This is a genomic window from Novosphingobium resinovorum (assembly GCF_027922145.1).
Classification (GTDB): domain Bacteria; phylum Pseudomonadota; class Alphaproteobacteria; order Sphingomonadales; family Sphingomonadaceae; genus Novosphingobium; species Novosphingobium resinovorum.
Genome location: NZ_BSFC01000003.1, coordinates 270,465 through 292,833 on the forward strand (window position 1 = coordinate 270,465; position 22,369 = coordinate 292,833).

The 22,369-nt window shown below is 66.6% G+C and carries 19 protein-coding genes; 10 read left to right on the forward strand and 9 right to left on the reverse strand.

Annotated elements, in window-relative coordinates; translation table 11 throughout:
- The first annotated feature begins 41 nt into the window (after positions 1-41).
- On the forward strand, positions 42-1,820 hold the full coding sequence (locus PKE80_RS02780; protein WP_271181186.1) for a cation:proton antiporter domain-containing protein: 1,779 nt from the start codon (positions 42-44) through the stop codon (positions 1,818-1,820).
- On the opposite strand, the gene PKE80_RS02785 is transcribed toward PKE80_RS02780, so the two are convergent.
- Complete coding sequence (locus PKE80_RS02785; protein ID WP_271181187.1) at positions 1,817-2,293, reverse strand: Lrp/AsnC family transcriptional regulator; 477 nt, start codon at positions 2,291-2,293, stop codon at positions 1,817-1,819. The genes PKE80_RS02780 and PKE80_RS02785 overlap by 4 nt on opposite strands.
- Before the next feature lie 113 nt (positions 2,294-2,406).
- On the opposite strand from PKE80_RS02785, the gene PKE80_RS02790 reads away from it, so the two are divergent.
- The gene (locus tag PKE80_RS02790) at positions 2,407-3,345 is read left to right on the forward strand and encodes a DMT family transporter (RefSeq protein WP_271181188.1); all 939 of its coding nucleotides are present in this window, start codon (positions 2,407-2,409) and stop codon (positions 3,343-3,345) included.
- A 106-nt stretch (positions 3,346-3,451) separates the two neighbouring features.
- On the opposite strand, the gene PKE80_RS02795 is transcribed toward PKE80_RS02790, so the two are convergent.
- Together PKE80_RS02795 and alaS are read right to left on the reverse strand one after the other, a co-directional pair.
- On the reverse strand, positions 3,452-4,387 hold the full coding sequence (locus PKE80_RS02795; protein ID WP_271181189.1) for a glutaminase: 936 nt from the start codon (positions 4,385-4,387) through the stop codon (positions 3,452-3,454).
- Between the two features lie 142 nt (positions 4,388-4,529).
- Positions 4,530-7,178, reverse strand: a complete 2,649-nt coding sequence (gene alaS / locus PKE80_RS02800; protein ID WP_271181190.1) for an alanine--tRNA ligase — start codon at positions 7,176-7,178, stop codon at positions 4,530-4,532.
- A 72-nt stretch (positions 7,179-7,250) separates the two neighbouring features.
- Here alaS and PKE80_RS02805 point away from each other — a divergent pair, with 72 nt between their 5' ends.
- Positions 7,251-7,451, forward strand: a complete 201-nt coding sequence (locus PKE80_RS02805; RefSeq protein WP_271181191.1) for a hypothetical protein — start codon at positions 7,251-7,253, stop codon at positions 7,449-7,451.
- A gap of 409 nt (positions 7,452-7,860) precedes the next feature.
- On the opposite strand, the gene recA is transcribed toward PKE80_RS02805, so the two are convergent.
- The 4 genes from recA to smpB all read right to left on the reverse strand — a co-directional run bounded on the left by recA (position 7,861) and on the right by smpB (position 12,579).
- Positions 7,861-8,931 (reverse strand): recombinase RecA, encoded by a 1,071-nt coding sequence (gene recA / locus PKE80_RS02810; protein ID WP_008831281.1) that lies wholly within the window; start codon positions 8,929-8,931, stop codon positions 7,861-7,863.
- A 122-nt stretch (positions 8,932-9,053) separates the two neighbouring features.
- Complete coding sequence (locus tag PKE80_RS02815; protein WP_271181192.1) at positions 9,054-11,489, reverse strand: hybrid sensor histidine kinase/response regulator; 2,436 nt, start codon at positions 11,487-11,489, stop codon at positions 9,054-9,056.
- A 13-nt stretch (positions 11,490-11,502) separates the two neighbouring features.
- Positions 11,503-12,090, reverse strand: coding sequence for a DUF2062 domain-containing protein (locus PKE80_RS02820; protein ID WP_271181193.1), 588 nt, complete (start codon positions 12,088-12,090; stop codon positions 11,503-11,505).
- Between the two features lie 6 nt (positions 12,091-12,096).
- Positions 12,097-12,579, reverse strand: a complete 483-nt coding sequence (gene smpB, locus PKE80_RS02825) for an SsrA-binding protein SmpB (RefSeq protein ID WP_008831278.1) — start codon at positions 12,577-12,579, stop codon at positions 12,097-12,099.
- A 225-nt stretch (positions 12,580-12,804) separates the two neighbouring features.
- Here smpB and PKE80_RS02830 point away from each other — a divergent pair, with 225 nt between their 5' ends.
- Complete coding sequence (locus PKE80_RS02830; protein WP_271181194.1) at positions 12,805-14,757, forward strand: alpha/beta hydrolase family protein; 1,953 nt, start codon at positions 12,805-12,807, stop codon at positions 14,755-14,757.
- 49 nt (positions 14,758-14,806) lie between these two features.
- On the opposite strand, the gene dapA is transcribed toward PKE80_RS02830, so the two are convergent.
- Positions 14,807-15,688 (reverse strand): 4-hydroxy-tetrahydrodipicolinate synthase, encoded by an 882-nt coding sequence (dapA, locus tag PKE80_RS02835; RefSeq protein WP_271181195.1) that lies wholly within the window; start codon positions 15,686-15,688, stop codon positions 14,807-14,809.
- 100 nt (positions 15,689-15,788) lie between these two features.
- On the opposite strand from dapA, the gene PKE80_RS02840 reads away from it, so the two are divergent.
- Genes PKE80_RS02840 through PKE80_RS02860 form a run of 5 tightly spaced genes read left to right on the forward strand, consistent with a single transcriptional unit; the run spans position 15,789 to position 19,875 of the window.
- Positions 15,789-17,780 carry a lytic transglycosylase domain-containing protein gene (locus PKE80_RS02840; protein WP_271181196.1) on the forward strand — a complete coding sequence of 664 codons (1,992 nt, stop codon included), beginning with the start codon at positions 15,789-15,791 and terminating at the stop codon, positions 17,778-17,780.
- 19 nt (positions 17,781-17,799) lie between these two features.
- A complete protein-coding gene (locus tag PKE80_RS02845) occupies positions 17,800-18,096 on the forward strand; it encodes a hypothetical protein (RefSeq protein WP_271181197.1) in 297 nt (98 codons plus the stop codon).
- Positions 18,097-18,126: 30 nt separating this feature from the next.
- On the forward strand, positions 18,127-18,606 hold the full coding sequence (gene greB, locus PKE80_RS02850; RefSeq protein WP_036523799.1) for a transcription elongation factor GreB: 480 nt from the start codon (positions 18,127-18,129) through the stop codon (positions 18,604-18,606).
- Positions 18,606-19,379, forward strand: coding sequence for a TSUP family transporter (locus tag PKE80_RS02855; protein ID WP_309298974.1), 774 nt, complete (start codon positions 18,606-18,608; stop codon positions 19,377-19,379). The genes greB and PKE80_RS02855 overlap by 1 nt, the downstream gene beginning before the upstream one ends.
- 1 nt (position 19,380) lies before the next feature.
- On the forward strand, positions 19,381-19,875 hold the full coding sequence (locus PKE80_RS02860) for a hypothetical protein (RefSeq protein WP_271181199.1): 495 nt from the start codon (positions 19,381-19,383) through the stop codon (positions 19,873-19,875).
- 53 nt (positions 19,876-19,928) lie between these two features.
- Here the strand turns inward: PKE80_RS02860 and PKE80_RS02865 are convergent, their stop codons facing one another.
- Positions 19,929-20,600, reverse strand: coding sequence for an outer membrane protein (locus PKE80_RS02865; protein WP_037520291.1), 672 nt, complete (start codon positions 20,598-20,600; stop codon positions 19,929-19,931).
- A gap of 301 nt (positions 20,601-20,901) precedes the next feature.
- Between PKE80_RS02865 and rlmN the strand changes: the two genes are divergently transcribed.
- Complete coding sequence (gene rlmN, locus PKE80_RS02870; protein ID WP_271181200.1) at positions 20,902-22,230, forward strand: 23S rRNA (adenine(2503)-C(2))-methyltransferase RlmN; 1,329 nt, start codon at positions 20,902-20,904, stop codon at positions 22,228-22,230.
- Positions 22,231-22,369: the final 139 nt, after the last annotated feature.

The following is a 22,369-nucleotide window of genomic DNA, read 5'->3' on the forward strand; positions in this document are numbered from 1 at the left end:
GCGCAATTGTCGCAAGCCGCTACAACCTCTAGGCTTCCCGCATGGCAGGCAGCAGCGATCTCTATTCCCCGATGATGTCCGACGCCCTGGTGATCCTGGGCGCGGCAGGCATCGTCATCCCGGTGTTCAACCGGTTCCGCATCACGCCCGTCATCGGCTTCATCCTCGTCGGCCTGCTGGTCGGTCCGTTCGGGCTCGGCCGCCATGTGTTCGACCATCGCTGGCTGCATTACATCACCATCACCGACCCGGACGGGCTGGATATCTTCGCCGAATTCGGCATCATCCTGCTGCTGTTCTCGATCGGTCTGGAGCTGTCCTTCGCCCGCCTGTGGGAGATGCGGCGCATGGTCTTCGGGCTGGGCTCGCTCGAACTGATTGTCATCGCCGCCTCTCTGACCTTCATCCTTGCGGCGATCGGCCAGAGCTTTTCCGGCGCCATGGCGCTGGGTCTCGCCCTCGCGCTGTCGTCCACCGCACTGGTGCTCAAGATCACCGAGACGACAACGCCGGTCGGCAAGGCCGCACTGGCGATGCTGCTGTTCGAGGATATCGCCCTCGTCCCCATCATCTTCCTGCTCGGCGCGCTCGGCCCGCACACCGGGGACGGTGTCAGCGACCTGCTCAACACCCTGTTGTGGGGCACCGTGGTGGTCGGCGGCCTGCTGATCTTCGGCCGCTACCTGCTGCCGCCGCTGTTCGCGCAGGCTGCCCGCACCAAGAGCCCCGAACTGTTCCTCGCCGCGAGTTTGCTGGTGGTGATCGTCGCCTCGCTGGCAACCGCCGCCGCCGGGCTTTCCCCCATCGTCGGCGCCCTCGTCGCCGGGCTGCTGATCGCCGAGACCGAGTACCATTCGGAGGTCGAGCAGATCACCGAACCGTTCAAGGGCCTCGCCCTCGGCGTCTTCCTGATCACCATCGGCATGAGCATCGACCTCTATGTCGTCTGGGAAAACCTCGCCTCGATCCTGATCGCGACGGTCGTGGTCATCGTGCTCAAATCGGTGGTGACCGGCGTGATGCTGCGGGTGATGGGCGCCCGGCGCGGCACTGCGACCGAAGCGGGCATCCTCATGTCGAGCCCTTCGGAGACCACGCTGATCGTGCTGACCGCGGCCAGCACCGCCCAGTTGATCCAGCCCGGCACGGCGCAGTTCTGGCAGATCGTCACCGCGCTCGGCCTGACGGTGACCCCGCTCCTGGCGATGGCCGGTAAGGTCATGGGCAAGCGCGTGGACGGCGCCGAAACGCCGCACCGTCCCGCCGACGACGCCACCCGCCCGCGCACGCTGATCGTCGGTTTCGGCCGCGTCGGCCACCTCGTCGCCGACATGCTGACCCGGCACGGGCGGCCCTATCTCGCCATCGACAGCGACGCCGACCTCGTGACCCACGGCCGGCGCCTCGGCTACACCGTCGCCTTCGGTAACGCGGGTCGCGGCGACGCCTTGGTGCGGCTCGGCGCGGCGGAGGCGGCGGCGGTGATCCTCACCATGGACGAGCCTGTCACCGCCCAGCGCATCGTGCGCAAACTACGCCAGCAGTTCCCCGACCTGCCGATTCTCGCCCGCGCCCGCGACGCCGACCATGCCGCCCAGCTCTACCGCGCCGGAGCCAGCTATGCCGTGCCCGAAACACTGGAAAGTTCGCTGCAGCTTTCCGAGGCCGCGCTTGTCGAAACCGGCGTCGCGATGGGACCGATCATCGCCTCGATCCACGAAAAGCGCGACGAATTCCGCGAGATGATCATGGAACGCGGCGGCCTTTCGGAGAAGCCCTCGCTGAAATCCGGCCAGCTGCGTGAGGCGGAAAGAGCTTAGGGAACAACCACTTCCGCACCACCCTTGACCCGGTCAAGGGCGATCAGCGTGCGGAAACTCGCCACCCATTCGTGGTCGGAAAACAGCCGCCGCGTCAGCACTTCGTAGGCGCTCATGTCCGTAGTGACGACCACCAGAACGAAGCTGGTGCCGCCGGTCGTATAGTAGCACTGTTGCACTTCGGGCGTCTCGCGGAACAGCGCCTTGGCGCGATCGATACTGGCGGTGCGCTCGTCGCGCAGGAACACCTCGACGATCGCGGTGACCGTCAGCGAGAGCGCCGCCGGATCGACCAGCGCGACGTTGGCGACGATCGTGCCCGACTGCTCCATCGCCGCGATTCGCCGCTGCACCGCCGCCGCCGAGAGGTTCACCGCTTCCCCGATCGCGCGCTGGGGCGTCTTGTTATCACGCTGCAGGATTCGCAGGATTTCACGGTCGAAGGCGTCGAGCGGGGTGGTCTTCTTGGGCATATGCGAGTTTTTGTTGCGTTTCGCCGCTAAATCAAGAGCGCACAACCCGCTGTCCAGGTGATATTCGCTCACGGCACATAACGGCACTCAGCGGCACATAAAGCTACCACACGATGACCACAGGCACGGCAATCCCCACTGACAACCGCCTGACCGGCGTGCTCTGCGGCATCGGCGCGGGGGCCTTGTGGGGCCTCGTGTTCCTGGCGCCCGAACTGGCGGGCAGCTTCTCCCCCCTCCAGCTGAGCATCGGCCGCTACCTGTGTTACGGAGCCGCATCGGCCGTGCTGATCGCCCCGCGCCGCCGCCAGGTCTTCTCAGCACTGACCCGGCGCGAGTGGTGGAGCCTCGCCTGGCTCGCCCTGCTCGGCAACACCGCCTACTTCGTGTTCCTCGCCAGCGCCGTGCAATCGGGCGGGGTCGCGATGACCTCGCTGGTGATCGGCTTCCTGCCCGTAGCGGTGACCATCGTGGGCAGCCGCGACCATGGTGCCGTACCGCTGCGCCGCCTCGCGCCCTCGCTGCTGCTCTGCGCCGGAGGAGCGGTCTGCATCGGCTGGCAGTCGCTGGCCTCGCCCGCCTCCGGATCGACGACCGCGCAACTGACCGGCCTCGCCTGCGCCATCGGCGCGCTCGCCTCGTGGACCACGTTCGCGATCGGCAATGCCCGCTGCCTCGTCCGTACCAAAGTCTCAGTCCATGAGTGGAACCTGCTGACCGGCCTCGTCACCGGAGCGCAGGCCCTGCTCCTCCTCCCCGTCTCGCTCGTGCTGGAGGACTGGCGCCGCCCCGCCCCCGAATGGCTGACTTTCGCGGCCGTCTGCGTCGCCGTCGCGCTCCTCGCCTCGATTCTCGGCAATGCGCTGTGGAACCGGATGAGCCGCCTGCTGCCACTCACCCTCGTCGGCCAGATGATCCTGTTCGAAACGCTGTTCGCGCTGATCTACGGCTTCGCATGGGAAGGCCGCCTGCCGACGCCGATGGAACTGGCGGCCTTCACGCTAGTCGTAGCGAGCGTGGTCACCTGCCTTTCGGCGCATCGCCGCCCCTGATTCGTCATTGCGAGCACAGCGAAGCAATCCAGGGCAGCATTACACCGCTCTGGATTGCTTCGCTCTGCTCGCAATGACGATTGGTGGAAAGCCCCACCTCAAGGACCTATCCCCTCGGCTCGAACACCGACCATCCCGTGCGGTGGACAAGCTGTTCCAGCGCCAGTTGCCCGAGGTGCGAGTTGCCCGCCTCGTTCAGCCCCGGCGACCACACCGCGATGCTGGCGATCCCCGGAGCCACCGACAAGATGCCGCCCCCGACCCCCGACTTGCCCGGCAGGCCGATGCGATAGGCGAAGTCGCCCGAATTGTCGTAGTGCCCGCAGGACATCATCAGCGCATTGATGCGCCGCGCCCGCCGTGCAGTGACCACCCGGTGCCCCTCCACACGCCCGTCCCCCATCAGGAAGCGCCCCGCCATTGCCAACTGCCGACAGCTCATCGCCAGCGCGCAGAAGTGGAAATAGGTGCCCAGCACCAGTTCCACGTCGCCATGGATGTTCCCGAAGGCGCGCATGTAATTGGCCAGCGCCATGTTGCGAAAGCCGGTCTCCTGCTCGGCGCGGGCGACGGTCTCGTCTATGCGGATCGTATCGTCGTCGCCCGCCAGTTCGCGCACGAAACGCAGCATCTGCCCGATCGCCTCGCGCGGCTGCAACCGGCCAAGCAGCACATCGCACACCACGATAGCCCCGGCGTTGATGAAGGGATTGCGCGGAATGCCGTGCTCGGTTTCCAGTTGGACGATGGAGTTGAACGCCGACCCCGAAGGCTCGCGGCCCACCCGGTTCCACAACTGGTCCCCCACCGCGCCCAATGCCAGCGTCAACGCGAAGACCTTGGAGATCGACTGGATCGAAAACGCCTCGTCCGCATCGCCTGCGGCGTGAACCGTGCCGTCGGCCATGACCACGGCGATGCCGAACTTGTCGGCCGGAACCGACGCGAGCGGCGGAATATAGGAGGCGACGGTGCCGCGCTCGGCAATGCCGCGCATTTCCTCGGCGATATCGGCGACGATTTCAGCAAGGTCGGACGCCATTACAACTCCCGTCGTCCCGGACTTGATCCGGGACCGCTGGCCGTGAACGACCCACCTCGCACCGCGCGCGGCCGCCTCTCACCTAAAGACAGCCACCGGTCCCGGATCAAGTCCGGGACGACGCCTCATTCGCAGCCAGCGGTTACCCCGCCAGCGCCGCCTTCACCGCCGCGATGGCATCCGCCGCCTTGTCGCCGTCGGGACCGCCGCCCTGCGCCATGTCGGCGCGGCCGCCGCCGCCCTTGCCGCCAAGCGCCTCGACGCCCTTGCGGACGAGTTCGACCGCGCTGACGGTGCCGGTGAGGTCTTCGGTGACGGCAGCGGCGATGCTCGCCTTGCCCTCGTTCACCGCGACGATCGCCGCCACGCCCGAACCGAGCCGCTGCTTGGCCTGATCGAGCAGCCCGCGCAATTCCTTGGGATCGAGACCTTCGAGCACCTGCCCGGAGAACTTCACGCCGCCTACGTCCTCGTCAGCCGCCTCGGCCTTCGCGCCGCCACCGCCGAGGGCAAGCGCCTTCTTCGCCTCGGCCAGTTCGCGCTCCAGCTTGCGGCGTTCGTCGAGCAGCGCGGCGACGCGGGCTTCCACGTCCTCCGGCGTCGTGCGCAGCAGGCTGGCGGCGTTCTTCAGCGCATCCTCGCGGCCGACCAGCCACTGGCGCGCGCCCTCGCCGGTCATCGCCTCGATACGGCGCACACCCGAGGACACCGCGCTTTCCGACACGATGCGGAACACACCGATGTCGCCGGTGGCGCGCACGTGGGTGCCGCCGCAAAGCTCGACCGAATACGTCCGGTCGCCGGAATGGCGGCCCATCGAGAGTACGCGGACTTCGTCGCCGTACTTCTCGCCGAACAGCGCCATGGCGCCTGCTCCGATGGCGTCTTCCGGCGTCATCAGGCGGGTGAGCACCTGCTCGTTGGCACGGACTTCGGCGTTCACCTCGGCCTCGATCGCGGCGATGTCGTCGTCGGAAAGCGCCTTGGGGTGCGAGAAGTCGAAGCGCAGACGGTCCGCCGCAACAAGCGAGCCCTTCTGCGTGACATGGTCGCCCAGACGGCCGCGCAGTGCCGCATGCAGCAGGTGCGTCGCGGAGTGGTTGGCGCGCACGGCATCGCGGCGCTCGACATCGACCGCCATGGCGACGGCATCGCCCAGCTTGATCGTGCCCGCCTCGACCGTGCCGCTCATCGCGTGCAGGCGGCCGAGCGGCTTGGCGGTGTCGGTTACGGTGATCTTGAGGCCGTTCGCGCCAGAGATCGAGCCGCGATCGCCTTCCTGACCACCCGATTCGCCGTAGAACGGGGTCTGGTTGGTGAGCACGACGACCTCGTCGCCCGCGTTCGCCGACTGGACTTCCTTGCCGTCCTTCACCAGCGCCACGACCTGGCCTTCGCCGGTGGTGGAGGTGTAGCCGGTGAACTCGCTGGCGCCTTCGCGCTCGGCGATGTCGAACCACACTTCGCTGTCGGCGGCCTGGCCCGAACCCTTCCACGCGGCGCGCGCGGCGGCCTTCTGCTGCGCCATGGCGGCGTCGAAGCCCGCCTTGTCGACCGCGATGCCGCGCGAACGCAGGGCGTCTTCGGTCAGGTCATAGGGGAAGCCGAAAGTGTCGTAGAGCTTGAACGCGGTTTCGCCCGGAAGTTCGCCGCCCTCGCCCATGCCGGTGGTCGCCTCGTCGAGCAGCTTGATGCCGTTCGACAGGGTGCGGCGGAACTGTACTTCCTCGCGCTCCAGCGTCTCTTCGATCAGCGGCTGAGCCCGGCCGAGTTCGGGATAGGCCTGGCCCATCTCAGCGACTAGCGCGGGCACTAGACGGTGCATCAACGGATCGTGCGCGCCCAGCAGGTGCGCATGGCGCATGGCGCGGCGCATGATGCGGCGCAGGACATAGCCGCGACCCTCGTTCGAAGGCAGCACGCCATCGGCCAGCAGGAAGCTGGTCGAGCGCAGGTGATCGGCGATCACGCGGTGGCTGGCGCGGCTGTCACCCTCGGCGGCAACGCCGGTCAGGCTTTCCGACGCGGCGATCAGCGCCTTGAAGGTGTCGATGTCGTAGTTGTCGTGCACGCCCTGCATGACGGCGGAGATGCGCTCCAGACCCATGCCGGTGTCGATCGAGGGCTTGGGCAGGTTGCCGACGATCTCGCCCGCCGACTGCTCGAACTGCATGAACACGAGGTTCCAGATCTCGATGAAGCGGTCGCCGTCCTCTTCCGGCGATCCCGGAGGGCCGCCCCAGATGTGGTCGCCATGATCGAAGAAGATTTCCGAGCACGGACCGCACGGGCCTTCATCACCCATCGCCCAGAAGTTGTCCTTCGTGGGGATGCGGATGATCTTCTGCTCGGGCAGACCGGCGATCTTCTTCCACAAGTCGAAGGCTTCGTCGTCGGTATGATAGACGGTGACCAGCAGCTTCTCGACCGGCAGGCCCCACTCCTTCGTCAGCAGCGTCCACGCATGGGTGATCGCCTGCTCCTTGAAGTAATCGCCGAACGAGAAATTGCCGAGCATCTCGAAGAACGTGTGATGGCGCGCGGTGTAGCCGACGTTATCGAGATCGTTGTGCTTACCGCCCGCGCGAACGCACTTCTGCGAGGACGTGGCGCGCGGCGTGGCGCGGGTTTCCAGGCCGGTGAACACGTTCTTGAACGGCACCATGCCCGCATTGACGAACATCAGCGTCGGGTCGTTGTAAGGAACGAGCGGCGCGGACTGCACGGCCTCATGACCATTGCTGGCGAAGTAGTCGAGGAAGGACCGGCGGATGTCGTTCGTAGTCTGCATGATTTGCGCCGATAATGGACACCGCGCGCGGCGGCAAGCGGGAGTCTGCGGTCAGACTGGTCGGGAATTGCGATGATACGCCGGTTTTTGCACCATAGTGGCGGGCGGGTTACGGAAGAAGGGAAGAAGACGCAGGGGAGCATAGCCCCCCTGCACCCCCATTACCTGTCGTCGCCGCGCGTGCAGCAGTCTTGGGTACGCATTGCCTTCGTGGATCACGGTGCCGCGGGCTATTTCGACATGGAAGACGGCTTCGCCGCGGAAAGCGCATGACTGTGAACGATTCTCTGCGTGAGCACTGCAAGCGCTTCAGTCGTATATTCAGAGGATGTCCAAGATCGAACAATCCCTCGCCCTGCCCTTGCGGCGCCTGACCAATCCCATCCAACTGAGCATCGGCGCCGCCGTGACAGTAGCCGGTACCATCCTGGCCCTGTCCCACCTCTGATTTCTTCCATCGCTCGTCATTGCGAGCGCAGCGAAGCAATCCAGGGCAGCGTAAACCGCCATGGATTGCTTCGCTGCGCTCGCAATGACGAGGACTTTGCCCGACAGCCCAACGCCGCTGCAAGACGCGAGGCCGACAGTCCCGGGAGCGCGAGGGTGTTAACCCTCGCATTCATACTTCAATCTCTTCCCGAAACAAAAAACCCCGACATTCCTGCCGGGGTTCCTTGTCGGATCAGGCGTCGTCCTCGGAAGGTCCGACCATCATTTCCTCCGCCAGACCGTCGGTCTTGGTGCGGATCGCCTTCTCGAGACGATCGCAGACTTCGGGGTTGGTCTTGAGGTAGGTCTTGGCGTTCTCACGCCCCTGCCCGATGCGGATCGAATCGTAGCTGAACCATGCGCCCGACTTCTCGACGAGGCCGGCCTTGACGCCGAGGTCGAGGATTTCGCCGATCTTGGAGACGCCTTCGCCGTACATGATGTCGAATTCGACCTGCTTGAACGGCGGGGCGACCTTGTTCTTGACGATCTTGACGCGGGTGGCGTTGCCGACGACTTCATCGCGGTCCTTGATCGCGCCCGTGCGGCGGATGTCGAGGCGGACCGAGGCATAGAACTTGAGCGCGTTGCCGCCCGTGGTCGTCTCCGGGTTGCCGTACATGACGCCGATCTTCATGCGCAGCTGGTTGATGAAGATCACCATGCAGCGCGAGCGGCTGATCGAACCGGTCAGCTTGCGCAGCGACTGGCTCATCAGGCGGGCCTGCAGACCGACGTGGCTGTCGCCCATCTCGCCTTCGATTTCGGCGCGGGGGACGAGGGCGGCGACCGAGTCGACCACCAGCACGTCGATCGCGTTCGAGCGCACCAGCGTGTCGACGATTTCCAGCGCCTGCTCACCGGTGTCGGGCTGCGAGACGATCAGTTCGTCGATGTTGACGCCCAGCTTCTTGGCATAGACCGGGTCGAGCGCGTGTTCGGCGTCGATGAAGGCGGCGGTGCCGCCGGTCTTCTGCGCTTCGGCGATGCAGTGCAGCGCGAGCGTGGTCTTGCCCGAGCTTTCCGGACCGTAGATCTCGATCACGCGGCCGCGCGGCAGGCCGCCGACGCCGAGTGCGATATCCAGACCGAGCGAACCGGTGGAGATCGCTTCGACTTGCATGGTCTCCTTCGAGCCCAGCTTCATCGCGGAGCCCTTGCCGAACGCCTTGTCGATCTGTGCGAGCGCGGCTTCGAGCGCCTTCTGACGGTCCATGGAGTCCTTTTCCTTGCCTTCCTGGATCAGCTTGAGCTGAGCGGCCATATTACTTACCTCCTGCTACCTAGCTGACCGGAAAGGTCAACGTCACGAAGCGACCTGTACTCGCTTCGTTCCACCAGAACAAGACAGGAACTTCGGCAGATTTCCGTTTTTTAACGCGGGAATCAGCCCTTGACGGTCTGCGCCAGAACTTCCCCGACTTTTTCGGAGAGCTGCTGGACCGAGAACGGCTTGGGCATGAACCAGGCGTTGGGGATGCCGATCTGCTTGCGCAGCTGCTCCTCCGCATAGCCCGACATGAACAGCACCGGCAGGTCGGGCGCGAAGCGGCGAATCTCGCGCGCCATGGCCGGACCGTCGAGCGTGGGCATGACGACGTCGGAGACGACGAGGTCGAACTGGCCGCCCTCCTCCACCAGTTCGAGGCCCTCTTCACCGTCGCGCGCGCAGGTGACCTGGTAGCCCTGCCGGGTGAGCGCGCGTTCGGCGACGATGCGCACCGGGTCTTCGTCCTCGACCAGCAGGATCGAACCGCCGCCCGCCCACTGCGTCGGCGGCGGGGTGGGGGCGACGATCGCCTTTTCAGGGAGGCTGCCGGGGGTCGCGTGGTGGACGGGAAGATAGACGGTGAAGCGCGTGCCGCCGCCTTTGCCGTTTTGGCCCACGTCGGTCTCGGCGAAGATGAAGCCGCCCGACTGCTTGACGATGCCGTAGACCGTCGAGAGGCCGAGGCCGGTGCCCTTGCCCTGCTCCTTGGTGGTGAAGAACGGCTCGAAGATCTTGCCGAGGATTTCGGGCGGGATGCCACCGCCGGTGTCCTCAACGATGAGGGCGGTGTACTCGCCCGCCGGGATGATTTCCGAGCGCATCGCGCGCACATCGGTGGTGGTGATGCGGCGAGTGGCGAGGGTCAGCTTGCCCGCGCCGTCGCCGCGCGATTGCATGGCGTCGCGGGCGTTGACGCACAAGTTGACGATGACCTGCTCAAGCTGCGTCGGGTCGGCACGGACGGGGCCGAGATCGCGGTCGTGGGTGACGGCAAGCTGGATTTTCTCGCCGATCAGGCGGCGCAGCATCTGCGAGACGTCGGCGACGACGTCGGGCACCTGGATCACCTCGGGCCGCAGGGTCTGCTGGCGCGAGAAGGCGAGCAACTGGCGGGTCAGCGAGGCGGCGCGGTTGGAGTTGGCGCGGATCTGCTGGATGTCGTCATAGTCCGAATCGCCCGGCGTATGGCGCATCAGCATGAGGTCGCAGGTGCCGAGAATGGCGGTGAGCACATTGTTGAAATCGTGCGCGACGCCGCCCGCAAGCTGGCCCACCGCCTGCATCTTGGTGGCCTGTGCGACCTGACGCTTGAGGCGCATTTCCTCAGAGGTATCGGTAAGCCCGAGCAACACAGCGGCATCGCCAAGGCCGCGCACGCCCGCGAGGCTGAGCGAGACGGGATCATCCGGCTGACTGGTCAGGCGGATCGCGAGGTCTCCCGCCGCAGCCGGGCCTTGCGCGAAGCGACGGATCGCTTCGGACAGCGCGCGCTTGTCATCCTTGACGACGAGGTCGGTCGGGTAGGTCGGCGGCTCCTGCCCTTCGTGGCCGGCCGCGCGCATGAAGGCCGGGTTGGCGAAGAGGAGGCGTCCGTCGCGGTCGGCCATGGCGAGGCCAAGCGGGAGCTGGCTGAGAAGTGCCTCCAGATGCGGCGCGGAGCCGGTGCCGCCGCCTCCGGTGCCGATGCCCTGCGAGGCCTCGACCACGAGCATCAGCGACGGGGTCGTGTTGGGGTCGGCCTCGTCGGTACGGTCAGGGTCGGTGACGGGGACGTGATAGAGTACCAGCGCGCCGCCGCGCCCGCCATCGCGCGCCCAGCCGATCCGCTCGCCCTCCTCCTGCCCGAGCAGCGCGACGAAGTCGGCGCCGGTCATGTCGGCATGGGCATCACCGGTGGCGCGCAGGGCGAAACCGGCGCTCGCGGCGCGGATGGTGCCGTCGGGATCGACCAGCGCGGCGGCGATGCCCGCCTTGGAAAGGCCGCGTCCCAGCTTGCCATCAAGCTGCGCGACGAGTTCGCCGACCGGGTCGCTGGAGCCGATGGCGCCGATGCGCCAGACGAGGAAATCGTCGCCCCTGCCGGTGCGGCGCACGTCTGCGCGCCAGTGGACGCCGTCCTCGTTGGCAATCTCGGCCGTGCCGTGACCGTCGCGCCAGGCGCGACGAGTGGCTTCGGCGAGGCGTTCGAGCGAGATCGGCAGAACCGGCAGGCTGGGCGGCGCGGCAGCGGGGCCGAACCAGTTTTCGAAACAGGAATTGGCGCAAGTCAGGCGCCCGGCACGGTCGGTGACGGCAATCGCCATGTCGGCGCGCTCGATCCCGGCGACGGTGACCGACCAGTCGGGCTGGGCGAACTCGACCTCGGCGGCGGGCGCGCGGCGACGGGCAAGCGCCCATGCGCCTGCACCGAACACGAGGATCGCGGCGAGGAACGTCGCCATCAGCAGCACGTCGCCCGAGACGATCCAGATCAGCACGGCGCTCAGAAGCAGGGCTCCGACGACGACGAGGACGTCAGTGCGCAGTCCGGGGCGCTGTATGCCAGAGTTCATGCAGAGACTTCATTCATGCGGGGGTTTCCGTGGGGGCTTCAATGCGATCCCGTTTCGGCCGCAGGCGGCGGGCGCGGTGCTTGTGGCCGATCCACCAGCGCCAGAACCACAAGGTCAGGAAATAGCTGACGAAAGCGGCGATGACCGACTGGATGAACAGTCCGATCACCACGGCGGGCGCGGTATCGGAAAGCAGCCAGTGCCACCACTGCTGGAAACCCGCGCCTTCACGCACCATCGCGTTCACCGTGGCGATGTCGGCATGGTAACCGAAGCTATTGCCGATCGAAACCGCGAGCGGGAGGATGATCAGCAGCGTCGTGAACGGATTGGAGATGAAGGTCACCGCCGCCGCGAGCGGGATGTTGCCGCGAAACGGCACGCACATCAGCGCCGCGCCGACGATCTGTACGCCCGGAATCAGCGCGAAGATGCCGATGAACATGCCCACCGCCATGCCGCGCGGGACCGAGCGGCGGGTGAAGCGGAACAGTTCCTGCCGCCTTGCGAAAGGCGCGGTGAAGCGATTCCCCTCAAGCTGGGCGTGAGTGGGCATCTGCCGGTGCAGCCACACGGACATGCGGTGGAGGATTGCGCTCATCCCGGCTCAGCCGTGGTCGCGCATGATGCGGGCCTGGTCGCGCTTCCAGTCGCGGTCCTTGATCGTCTGGCGCTTGTCGGCGGCGTTCTTGCCCTTGGCGAGCGCCAGTTCGACTTTCGCGCGGCCCCGGCTGTTGAAGTAGATCGACAGCGGCACGAGCGTCATGCCCTTGCGCTCCACAGCGCCCTGCAGACGGGAGATTTCCCGTTCATGCAGCAGCAGCTTGCGGGGGCGCTTGGGCGTGTGGTTGAAGCGGTTGCCGTGGCTGAATTCAGGCACGTTGGCGTTGACCAGCCAGCATTCGCCGCCGCGAATCTCGGCGAAGGATTCGGCGATCGAACCCTCGCCGAAACGGAGCGACTTCACTTCGGTGCCGGTGAGCGCGATGCCGGCCTCGAACTTGTCCTCGATATAATAGTCGAACCGTGCCTTGCGGTTTTCCGCAACGGTCTTGAACTTGTCGAATACGGAGTTTTGAGGGCGTGCCATGATCAGCCGCATGTAGGGACAAGACGGCGAAAAGAAAACGCCCCTTTGATCCGGTTCAGCGCGAGAAATCCTCCACGCGCCACGAAGCGGCCGAACCGGATGGACAGCCGCGCCCGCGAATGAACGGCGGTGTTAACGGATTGTCATCGCCTTCCGGATCAACCTTGCGTTGCAAACGCCCGGAATTGCGGGAATATCGCGTACAAATTCGGGGGAATTTCTCATATGCGCACAGTCCTGCGGGCGGCCGTTCCGACCGCCCTTCTCTTCCTGCAAGTGCTGCCGGCAGCTTCGGCGGCGACGGTCGAACCGCCACCGCTCGATGCCTATGGAGAACTGCCGCGCGTGGAGGATGCCGCCCTCTCGCCTGACGGCGGTTCCATCGCCAGCGTCGCCCAGTCCCAGGGCGAGCGCCGGATCCTGGTGGTCACCCGGGACGGCAAGGTTCGCTTCAACGCCGCCAGCGGCACCAACAAGATACGACGGATCGACTGGGCCGATGCCGACACCGTGCTCCTCACCAACAGCGCCACCGTGCCGCTGTTCGGCTTCACCGCCGACAAGGTGGAGATGAACGGCACCGTGCTGATCCCGCTCAAGGCGGGGAACGAGACCGGGCTGGTCTTCGGCAAGAACCGCGCGATCGTGAATGCCACGCGCGGCCGCTATGGCCTGCGCACCATCGGCGGGCGCACGGTAGGTTTCTTCGGCGGCATCGCACTCGACACCACCACCCGTGGCGAGCCGAGTTGGAAGCACGGGCGCACGACGCTCTACGCCGTCGACATCGCCACCAACAAACCGCGCGTGGTCGCTCCTCCAGCCTCGGAAAACCATTATCGCGACTGGCTCGTCGATGCCTCGGGCACGGTCTCGGTCACGCTCGACATCGCGGAGGAAAGCGGCCTGTGGACGATCGACACGCTGCGCGGAAAGGAACTGGTGCGCGGCGTCGACCCGACCGGCGACGTCAGCCTTGTCGCCTTCGGGCGCGGCGGGGCGAGCGTGATCTACCAGATCGAGGACAAGGACGGCGTCCAGCGCTGGTTCGAAGTGCCGCTCGCCGGGGGAACACCTCAGGAGTATCTGCCCGGCATCGCCATCGATCGCCTTTTCGTGGACCGCACCACCGGCATCCTCATCGGCTACCGCACGATGGAGGAAGTGCCGCGCACGGTCATGGACGATCCTGTGCAGCAGCACGCCATCACCCGCATCTTCAAAGCCTTCGCGGGCAGGCAGGTTGACCTGATCGACTGGACGCCGGGCTTCTCCAAGGTCCTGCTGCGCACCAGCGGCAACCAGGACAGCGGCACCTGGTATCTCGTCGACGTCGCGCAGCGCCGGGCCGATCCGGTCGGCGACGAAAGGCCAAGCATCGCTCCCGAGCAGGTCGGACCGATCTCGGCCATCGACTACAAGGCGCAGGACGGGCTGGAGATGGACGGCATCCTCACGCTGCCACCGGGACGCGAGGCCAAGGGACTGCCGCTCGTCGTGCTGCCCCACGGCGGCCCGGCCGCCTACGACAAGCCTGCGTTCGACTGGTGGGCGCAGGCTTTCGCCTCGCGCGGGTATGCCGTGTTCCAGCCCAACTTCCGGGGCTCGACCGGACGCGGAGACGCCTTTCGCCATGCCGGTGACGGCGAGTGGGGTCGCAAGATGCAGACCGACATTTCCGATGGCGTTGCAGAACTCACCAGCCGCGGCATCGTCGATCCGAAGCGGGCCTGCATCGTCGGCGCCAGCTACGGCGGCTATGCCGCACTGGCCGGGGTGACGATCCAGCAGGGGCTCTACAAGTGCGCGGTCTCGGTGGCGGGCGTCGCCGACATCAAGCTGATGTACGACACCGATCTTCGCGAAAGCGGGGGATCCAAGATGCTGGGCCGTTCACTGGTCGAGCAACTCGGCGACCGCAAGGGTTTCGAAGCCGCATCGCCGCGCCGCTTCGCCGCACGGGCCGATGCGCCTGTGCTGCTGATCCACGGCAAGGACGATACGGTCGTCCCCTATCGCCAGAGCCTGGTCATGGCCGATGCGCTGAAGGATGCCGGTAAGCCCTACGAACTGGTCACGCTGGCGGGCGAGGACCACTGGCTCTCGCGCGAGGAGACCCGCAAGCAGATGCTGGCAGCGGCGATGCGCTTCGTTCAGCAGCATAATCCCGCGGAGTAAGGCGGAAAGGCGCGGCGCCCCGGACTTGTGCCGGGGCGCCGCGGAAGCCTTACACCAGGCCGGCGTGGACCAGCGCCTCGTCCACCGACTTCATCGCCGCTTCGCCGCAGGTGACGAGCGGCAGGCGCAGTTCGTTCTCCATCCAGTCGTGGACTTGCGCCAGCGCGTACTTGCACGGCCCCGGCGAGCTGTCCTCGAACATGGCGTAGTGCAGTGGGTAGAGGCGGTCGTTCAACTCGCGCGCCTTCTCCAGATCATTGGCGGCGCAGGCGGCCTGGAATTCGGCGCACAAGGCAGGCGCGACGTTGGCGGTCACCGAAATGCAGCCGACGCCGCCCGCCGCGTTGAACGGCAGCGCCAGTTCGTCATCGCCGCAAAGCTGCACGAAGTCCTTGCCGATGCCCATGCGGTGGTCGGTCACGCGGCTGAGGTCGCCGCTCGCGTCCTTGATCGCGATGAAGCGCCCCGGGAAGCGGCGGGCGAGTTCGCAGACGGTCTCGGGCAACAGGTCGGTGACGGTGCGGCCGGGCACGTTGTAAAGCACGATCGGCAGATCGTTGTTCTCGGCAAGATAGCTGAAGTGCGCCAGCAGGCCCGCCTGGCTCGGGCGGTTGTAGTAGGGCGCGACCAGCAGCGCGGCGGCCGCGCCGCACTTCTTCGAGAAGTTCATGTGCAGCAGCGCGTTCATCGTGTCGTTGCTGCCGCAGCCGGCGATGATCGGCACGCGGCCCGCCGCCTGCTCGATGCAGACTTCGATGACGCGGTGGTGTTCGGCGTTCGACAGCGTCGAGTTCTCACCCGTGGTGCCGCAGGGGACGAGCGCGGAGGAGCCCGATTCGATCTGCCAGTCGACAAGGCGGCGGAAAGCCTGTTCGTCGAACGCCCCGTCGCGAAACGGTGTGACAAGCGCGGGAATCGAGCCGGAGAACATGGACTTTACCTCTTAGCGATGCTCAATGATCGCTCAGCCGGGGAACAACCCCGCTTGCTGAACGTCACGTTCAGCGCCTGATAAGGAGCCTCTTGAGAAAATGTCCAGCATGTTGCGCGCCCCCCACCTGCTGCTGAGCATTTCTTTCACCGTTTTTGCCGTTCCCGCACTCGCCCAGTCAACGTCGCCCTACGGGACGCCGGACGGCCGCGAATGGGATGCGGCAAGGGCGCAGTCGATGCAGACGCACGACATGAACGTTCATCAGTCGATCGACCAGTGGAAGCTGCTGAGCGCCAACGACCGCATGGGCTTCGCCGCCTATACCTCGTTCCTGCTGACCTATCCGGGCTATCCGCAGCAGGACAAGATCAGGGGCTATGCCGAAAAGGCGCTGCTGACCGAATCGCCCTCGGCCCAGGCGGTGATCGGCTATTTCGACCGCTTCGCCCCGATCGGCAGCCGCGCGGCGGGCCGCTATGCCGTGGCGCTCTCGACGATGCGCCGCGCGGATGCCGCGACCAATGCCGTCGCCGCCTGGCGCATGGGGGCGCTGATCGATTCGGACGAGGCCGCCCTCCTCGGCCTTTATCGAGGCCAGTTCACCGCCGCCGATCACGACGCGCGCATGGATGCGCTGCTGTGGCAGGGCGAAACCGCGCAGGCCGAGCGGCAGATTTCCTTCGTCTCCGCCGCGCGCCGCTCCGAGTTCATGGAGCGCCTGACGCTGCTGCAAGGCTCCGCCCCCGGTACGCTGGGGATGAGCCTGCCCTCCGGCATCGCGTCCGACCCCGGCTATATCTACAACCGCGCGGTGCAGGCGCGCCGTTCGGGCAACAGCGCCGGTGCGGTGAGCCTGCTCGCCAATCGCCCGCCACTGTCGCGCCCGGTAGCCCAGCCCGAGCAGTGGGTGCGCGAACTGCTCACCGCCGCGAAAGCCGCCGACGCATCGAGCGCGGTGCGCATCGCCGCCTCGATCGACGACGCCTTCGCCCCCGGCACGGACGTCAGCCGCCAGTCCTTCCGCGTGCGCGACGACTACACCACGCTGATGTGGCTGGGCGGCACCAAGGCACTGTGGAGCCTCTCCAGCCCCCGTCAGGCCGCACCGCTGTTCTACCGCTACGGCGCCGCCGCGCAGACGCCGGGCACGCGCTCCAAGGGCTTCTACTGGGCTGGCCGCGCCGCCGCGATGGGCGGCGACACGGCAGGCGCCAACCGCTACTTCGAGATGGCGGCGCAGTATCCGCAGTACTTCTACGGCCAGCTTTCGCTCGAACGGCTGAGCCGCCCGATCCCCAACCTCGACACCCGGCCGAGCGCGGTGCCGAGCATGGCCCAGCGCACCTCGTTCGCCTCGCTGCCGATCACGCGGGCGGTGCGCGACGTCGCCCGCGACGCCGACTGGCGCACCGGCGTGCAGTTCTACCGCGAGATCTCCAACCAGGCGCAGACCGCCGAGGACTACGTGCTCGTCGCCGATCTGGCGCGTGAGATCGGCCGCCGCGACCTCGCCGTCATCATGGGCCAGAGCGCGCACGCGGGCGGGTTCGACCAGTTCGGCAAGATTTCCTTCCCGCTGGTGCCGACCCCGCAGGGCACCGACTGGACGATGGTGCATGCCCTCGCCCGGCAGGAAAGCCAGTTCGCCCAGAACGCGCTCAGCCACGCGGGCGCACGCGGGTTGATGCAGCTGATGCCTGGCACCGCGCGCGAGCAGGCGGGCAAGATGGGCCTCGCCTACAATCAGGACTCGCTGATCAGCGATCCCAGCTACAACATCCTGCTGGGCGACGCCTACTTCCGCCGCGTGAAGGACTACTTCGGTGGTGCGCTTCCGCTGGCCATTGCCGCCTACAACGCCGGCCCCGGCAACGTGAACAAGTGGCTGCGCGCCAACGGCGATCCGCGCACCGGCTCCGTCGAGTGGCTCGACTGGCTGGAGCAGATCCCGATCTACGAGACCAAGAACTACGTCCAGCGCGTGCTGGAAAACGCCGTGGTCTACGAGACGATGTATCCGGAGAAGTCGGACTACAACGGCGCGAACAAGCTCTCGCGGCTGATGCCGGGCAAGCGCGCGCCGGGCTGATCGCTGCGCCCGCCCGGTGATGTACCTCGAACATCTGCTGCTGGCGCTGGCGGTGCAGGTCCTCGTCGCCCGCCTGACCGGCAACTGGTGGACCGGCGCGGCGCTCGCAAGCGCCTATTTCATCGGGCGCGAGGCGGCGCAGGCGGAGTATCGCTGGATCGAGCAGTTCGGCCACGGCCTGCGCGCGAACATGCCGTGGTGGGGGCCGTTCGATTTGCGCGTCTGGCCCAAGGTGGACCAGTGGATCGACTGGATCGGCCCGCTCGTCGGCACCTGCGCGCTGGCATGGTTGATGACGCGCAAACGCCGCTTCTAATCGGGCGCCGCTCGCCCTATCAGCGGCGACATGAAACCCGCCGGTCCTCCCATCTCTCCCACTGGCATGGCCGCCTTGCGCGCCCGCTACGACCACCTGCTCGGCAAGGAGCGCCCCGAGATCGTGGAGATCGTATCGTGGGCGGCGGGCAACGGCGACCGCTCCGAGAACGGCGACTATCTCTACGGCCGCAAGCGTATGCGCGAGATCGACCGCGAACTGGCCTTCCTCGCCCGCCGCATGAAGGCGCTGCGGGTCGTCGATCCGGCCGACCAGACCGAGCGCGGCAAAGTCTTCTTCGGCGCCACCGTCGAACTCGCCGACGAGGACGACGAGCGCCTGACCATCACCATCGTCGGCGACGACGAACAGGACGCCTCCACCGGCCGCATCGGCTGGAGCGCCCCGATCGCCCGCGCCCTGCGCGGCGCAGGCGTGGGCGACTTGCGCATCGTGCGCCTCCCGTCCGGCGAGAAGGAGTGGGAGATCATGGCGGTAAGCTACCCATGATGGAGTTGAGCGTCGAAGCGATCGGCTTCCTCATCGCCATCGCCTTTCTTGCGGGCGGGGTCGACGCGCTGGCGGGCGGCGGCGGGCTGCTGACGATCCCGGCGCTGATGGCAGCGGGCATACCGCCCGTCTCTGCGCTGGCGACCAACAAGCTGCAGAGCACCATCGGCACGTCCTCCGCCTTCCTGACCTTCCACCGCGCCGGGCATGTAGACCTGAAAGCCTTCGCCTTTCCGGCGCTCGGCGCCTTCATTGGGTCGGTGGCGGGCGGAACGGCGGTGCAGTTCGTCGATCCCAAGTTCCTCGCCGCCTTCGTGCCGGTGCTGCTGATCGCGATGGGGCTCTACTTCCTGCTCGCCCCGCCGATGAGCGAGGTCGATCGCCACGCCCGCGTCGGCCGCGTGGGGCTGACGCTGATCACCACCGGCATCGGTTTCTACGACGGGTTCTTCGGCCCCGGCACCGGCTCGTTCCTGACGACGGCGCTGGTGGCGCTGGGCGGGCTCGGCCTCGTGCGCGCGATCGCCAATACCAAGTTCCTGAACCTGTCCACCAACGTCGCCGGGCTGCTGGCGATGATCGCGGGCGGCAAGGTACTGTGGCTGCTGGGCGCGGGCATGGCGGCGGCGAACGTCGCGGGCAACCAGGTCGGCGCGCGTCTCGCGATCCGCTACGGCGGCAAGGGCGTGCGGCCGCTGCTCGTCGTCATGTCCTTCGCACTGACGGTGAAGCTGCTCTCCGACCCGAAGAACCCGCTGTGGAGCCTGTTCTGAAATGCTTCGCTTCGCAGCTCTCCTGTCCCTGTCATGCCTTGCGCTCGCCCCCTCGGCACAGGCCCGCGAGAGCCTCGGCCTCTACGGCACATGGGGCGCCTTTCGCGATCCGCTCGTCCCGCGCTGCTACGCCATCGCCAAGGCCGAGCCGAGCGCAAAGCGGCGTGACTACCAGCCTTACGCGGCGATCGGCACATGGCCGAGTCGCGGAGCGCGGGGGCAGGTGCATTTCCGGCTGTCGCGCAAGCTCGCGCAGAATGCGGTGATCACCCTTCGCATCGGTGACAGGCGCCTGCAACTGACCGGCGGCGGCGGCGATGCATGGCCGCGCAGCGATGCCGACAACGCCGCGATCAGCGCCGCCATGCGCTCTGCCCGCACGATGACCATCGGCGCGCGCGACGACCGGGGGCTGCCTTTCGGCGATACGTATGTCCTGCCCGGGGCCGCTTCCGCCATGGACGCCGCGCTGATCGGCTGCTCCCGGCTCAGATAGAAGAAGGGCGGAGCCACGGCCCCGCCCTTCCCTCGCCATGAGGTCGTGAAACCTTAGAAGCGCACGCCCACGCCCGCCATGACCTGGTGACGGTCGAGGTCGAGGTTGAAGCGCTGGCTGTCGGGGATTTCGTTCGTGTAGTCGATCTCGCCCTTGCTGTAGTTCGAGTAGCGGTACTCGATCTTGGCGAAGACGTTGTTCGTCACCGCCTGCTCGACGCCCGCACCGATGCGCCAGCCGTCGGCATCGATGTCGCGATTGGTGTCGACCGTGCCGAAGGTGCTGCGAACGTCGAACTTGGCGTTCGTGTAGCCACCCTTGGCATAGAGCATCGTCTTCGGGCTGATCACGTAACCGACGCGCGCGCCGACGTAGAGATCACGGTTCGCCTTGACGTTGCCGAGGCCGAAGCCCTCGAACTCGCCGTCGTTGAAGCGGGTTTTGGCGGTGGACCAGGTCACTTCTGCCTCGGGGCCGACCACAAGGTTGCCCGCGCGGAAGTCGTAGCCCGCGCCGACGCCGTAGGTGAACCCGTCGACCGTCTTGTTGTTGTCCTCGTTGACGTCGTCGTCAACGCTGCTCCCCGCCTTGGTGGCGTCGTAGCCGCCCAGCGCCTCGACGTGGAACTGCGAAAAAGGATCGACCGGCGCGACATTCTGCGCGAAAGCCGGAGCGGCCGAGGCCATGGCGGTTCCTGCGGCGAGACAAACAAGGATCTTCTTCATAAACGGTACTCCAAAAACGATCCCGTGAGGCGGGCTGTTCCCGCTTGCCCATCGGGTGCCAGTGAGCGGGTCGCCCCGCCTTGGACTGGTCAAAAGCCGATCTACGGTCCGGAGTTTCCTGAACCTAACACAACGAAATCGTTGATGTTTTTTCGCAACACTGCGTCGATGGACGGAGTTCCTTGCGCGATGTGTGACGGGAACCTGGCGAAGCGCTCGCCGTTCGCGCAGGCCCGCGCGTTCGCTCGCATGGGCACGCATCTTCCGTTTCGGGGCGATATGCACTATATGCCCGCCGATCATGTCAGAGCAGCACATCTCCCCCGCAGCGGTCTCGACCGCCGCCGGCCTCACGCCGATCCCGGGCAACGTCGACCCGATGACCGTGGCGCGTCCTTCACTGGTGGACGGCGTGACCCCGCGCGAGGACGGGCGCATCGACCTCATCGGCCTGCCCAAGAAGCGCATCGCCGAGCTGTTCGAGGGCGCGGGACTGGACGTGAAGGCCGCCAAGCTGCGCGCCAAGCAGGTCTACCACTGGCTCTACCACCGCGGCGTGACCGAGTTCGAGGCGATGACCGACATCGCCAAGACCATGCGTCCCTGGCTGGCGGAGCGCTTCGTCATCGGCCGCCCGGAGATCGTCGAGGCGCAGCATTCCAGCGATGGCACCCGCAAGTGGCTGCTGCGCACGGCAGACGCGCACGACTTCGAGATGGTGTTCATCCCCGACGCCGATCGCGGGACGCTCTGCGTCTCCTCGCAGGTCGGCTGCACGCTCAACTGCCGCTTCTGCCACACCGGCACCATGCGCCTCGTGCGCAACCTGACCGTGGGCGAGATCGTCGGCCAGGTCATGCTGGCGCGCGATTCGCTCAGTGAGTGGCCCAAGAACGCCGAAGACAGTCGCCGCCTCGCCGCATTGATGGACGACATTGGTGACGACGATGACGAGGAAGGCGGCTACCACCCCAGCGGCCGCCTGCTGACCAACATCGTGATGATGGGCATGGGCGAGCCGCTCTACAACTTCGACAACGTGCGCGATGCGCTCAAGCTGGTGATGGACGGCGACGGGCTCGCCCTGTCGAAGCGCCGCATCACGCTGTCCACCTCGGGCGTGATCCCGCAGATGGAGCGCTGCGGCGAGGAGATCGGCGTCAACCTTGCCGTCTCGCTCCACGCGGTGACCAAGGAAGTGCGCGACGAGATCGTGCCGGTGAACAAGAAGTACGGCATCGAGCAGTTGCTGCAGGCCTGCGCCGACTATCCGCGCGCCAGCAACGCGCGGCGCATCACCTTCGAGTACGTGATGCTCAAGGACAAGAACGACAGCGATGACGACGCGCGCGAACTGGTCCGCTTGCTCAAGCACTACAAGCTGCCCGCCAAGGTGAACCTGATCCCGTTCAACCCCTGGCCCGGCGCGCCTTACGAATGCTCGACGCCCGAGCGCATCCGTTCGTTCTCGGAGATCGTGTTCCAGGGCGGGATTTCCGCGCCGGTCCGCACGCCGCGCGGGCGCGACATCGATGCGGCTTGCGGCCAGCTCAAGACGGCGGCGGAAAAGAAGAGCCGCGCCGAGATCGACCGCCTGCTGGCGGAGAAGGAAGCCGCGCTGCTGGGTTGAACGGTCAAGCCCCGCACGCCGGGGCTTCGATGGGCTCAGCCTGAGCGCGAACCGAACCGATCGTCATTGCGAGCGTAGCGAAGCAATCCAGGGCAGTCTTGAGCCGCCCCGGATTGCTTCGCTACGCTCGCAATGACGA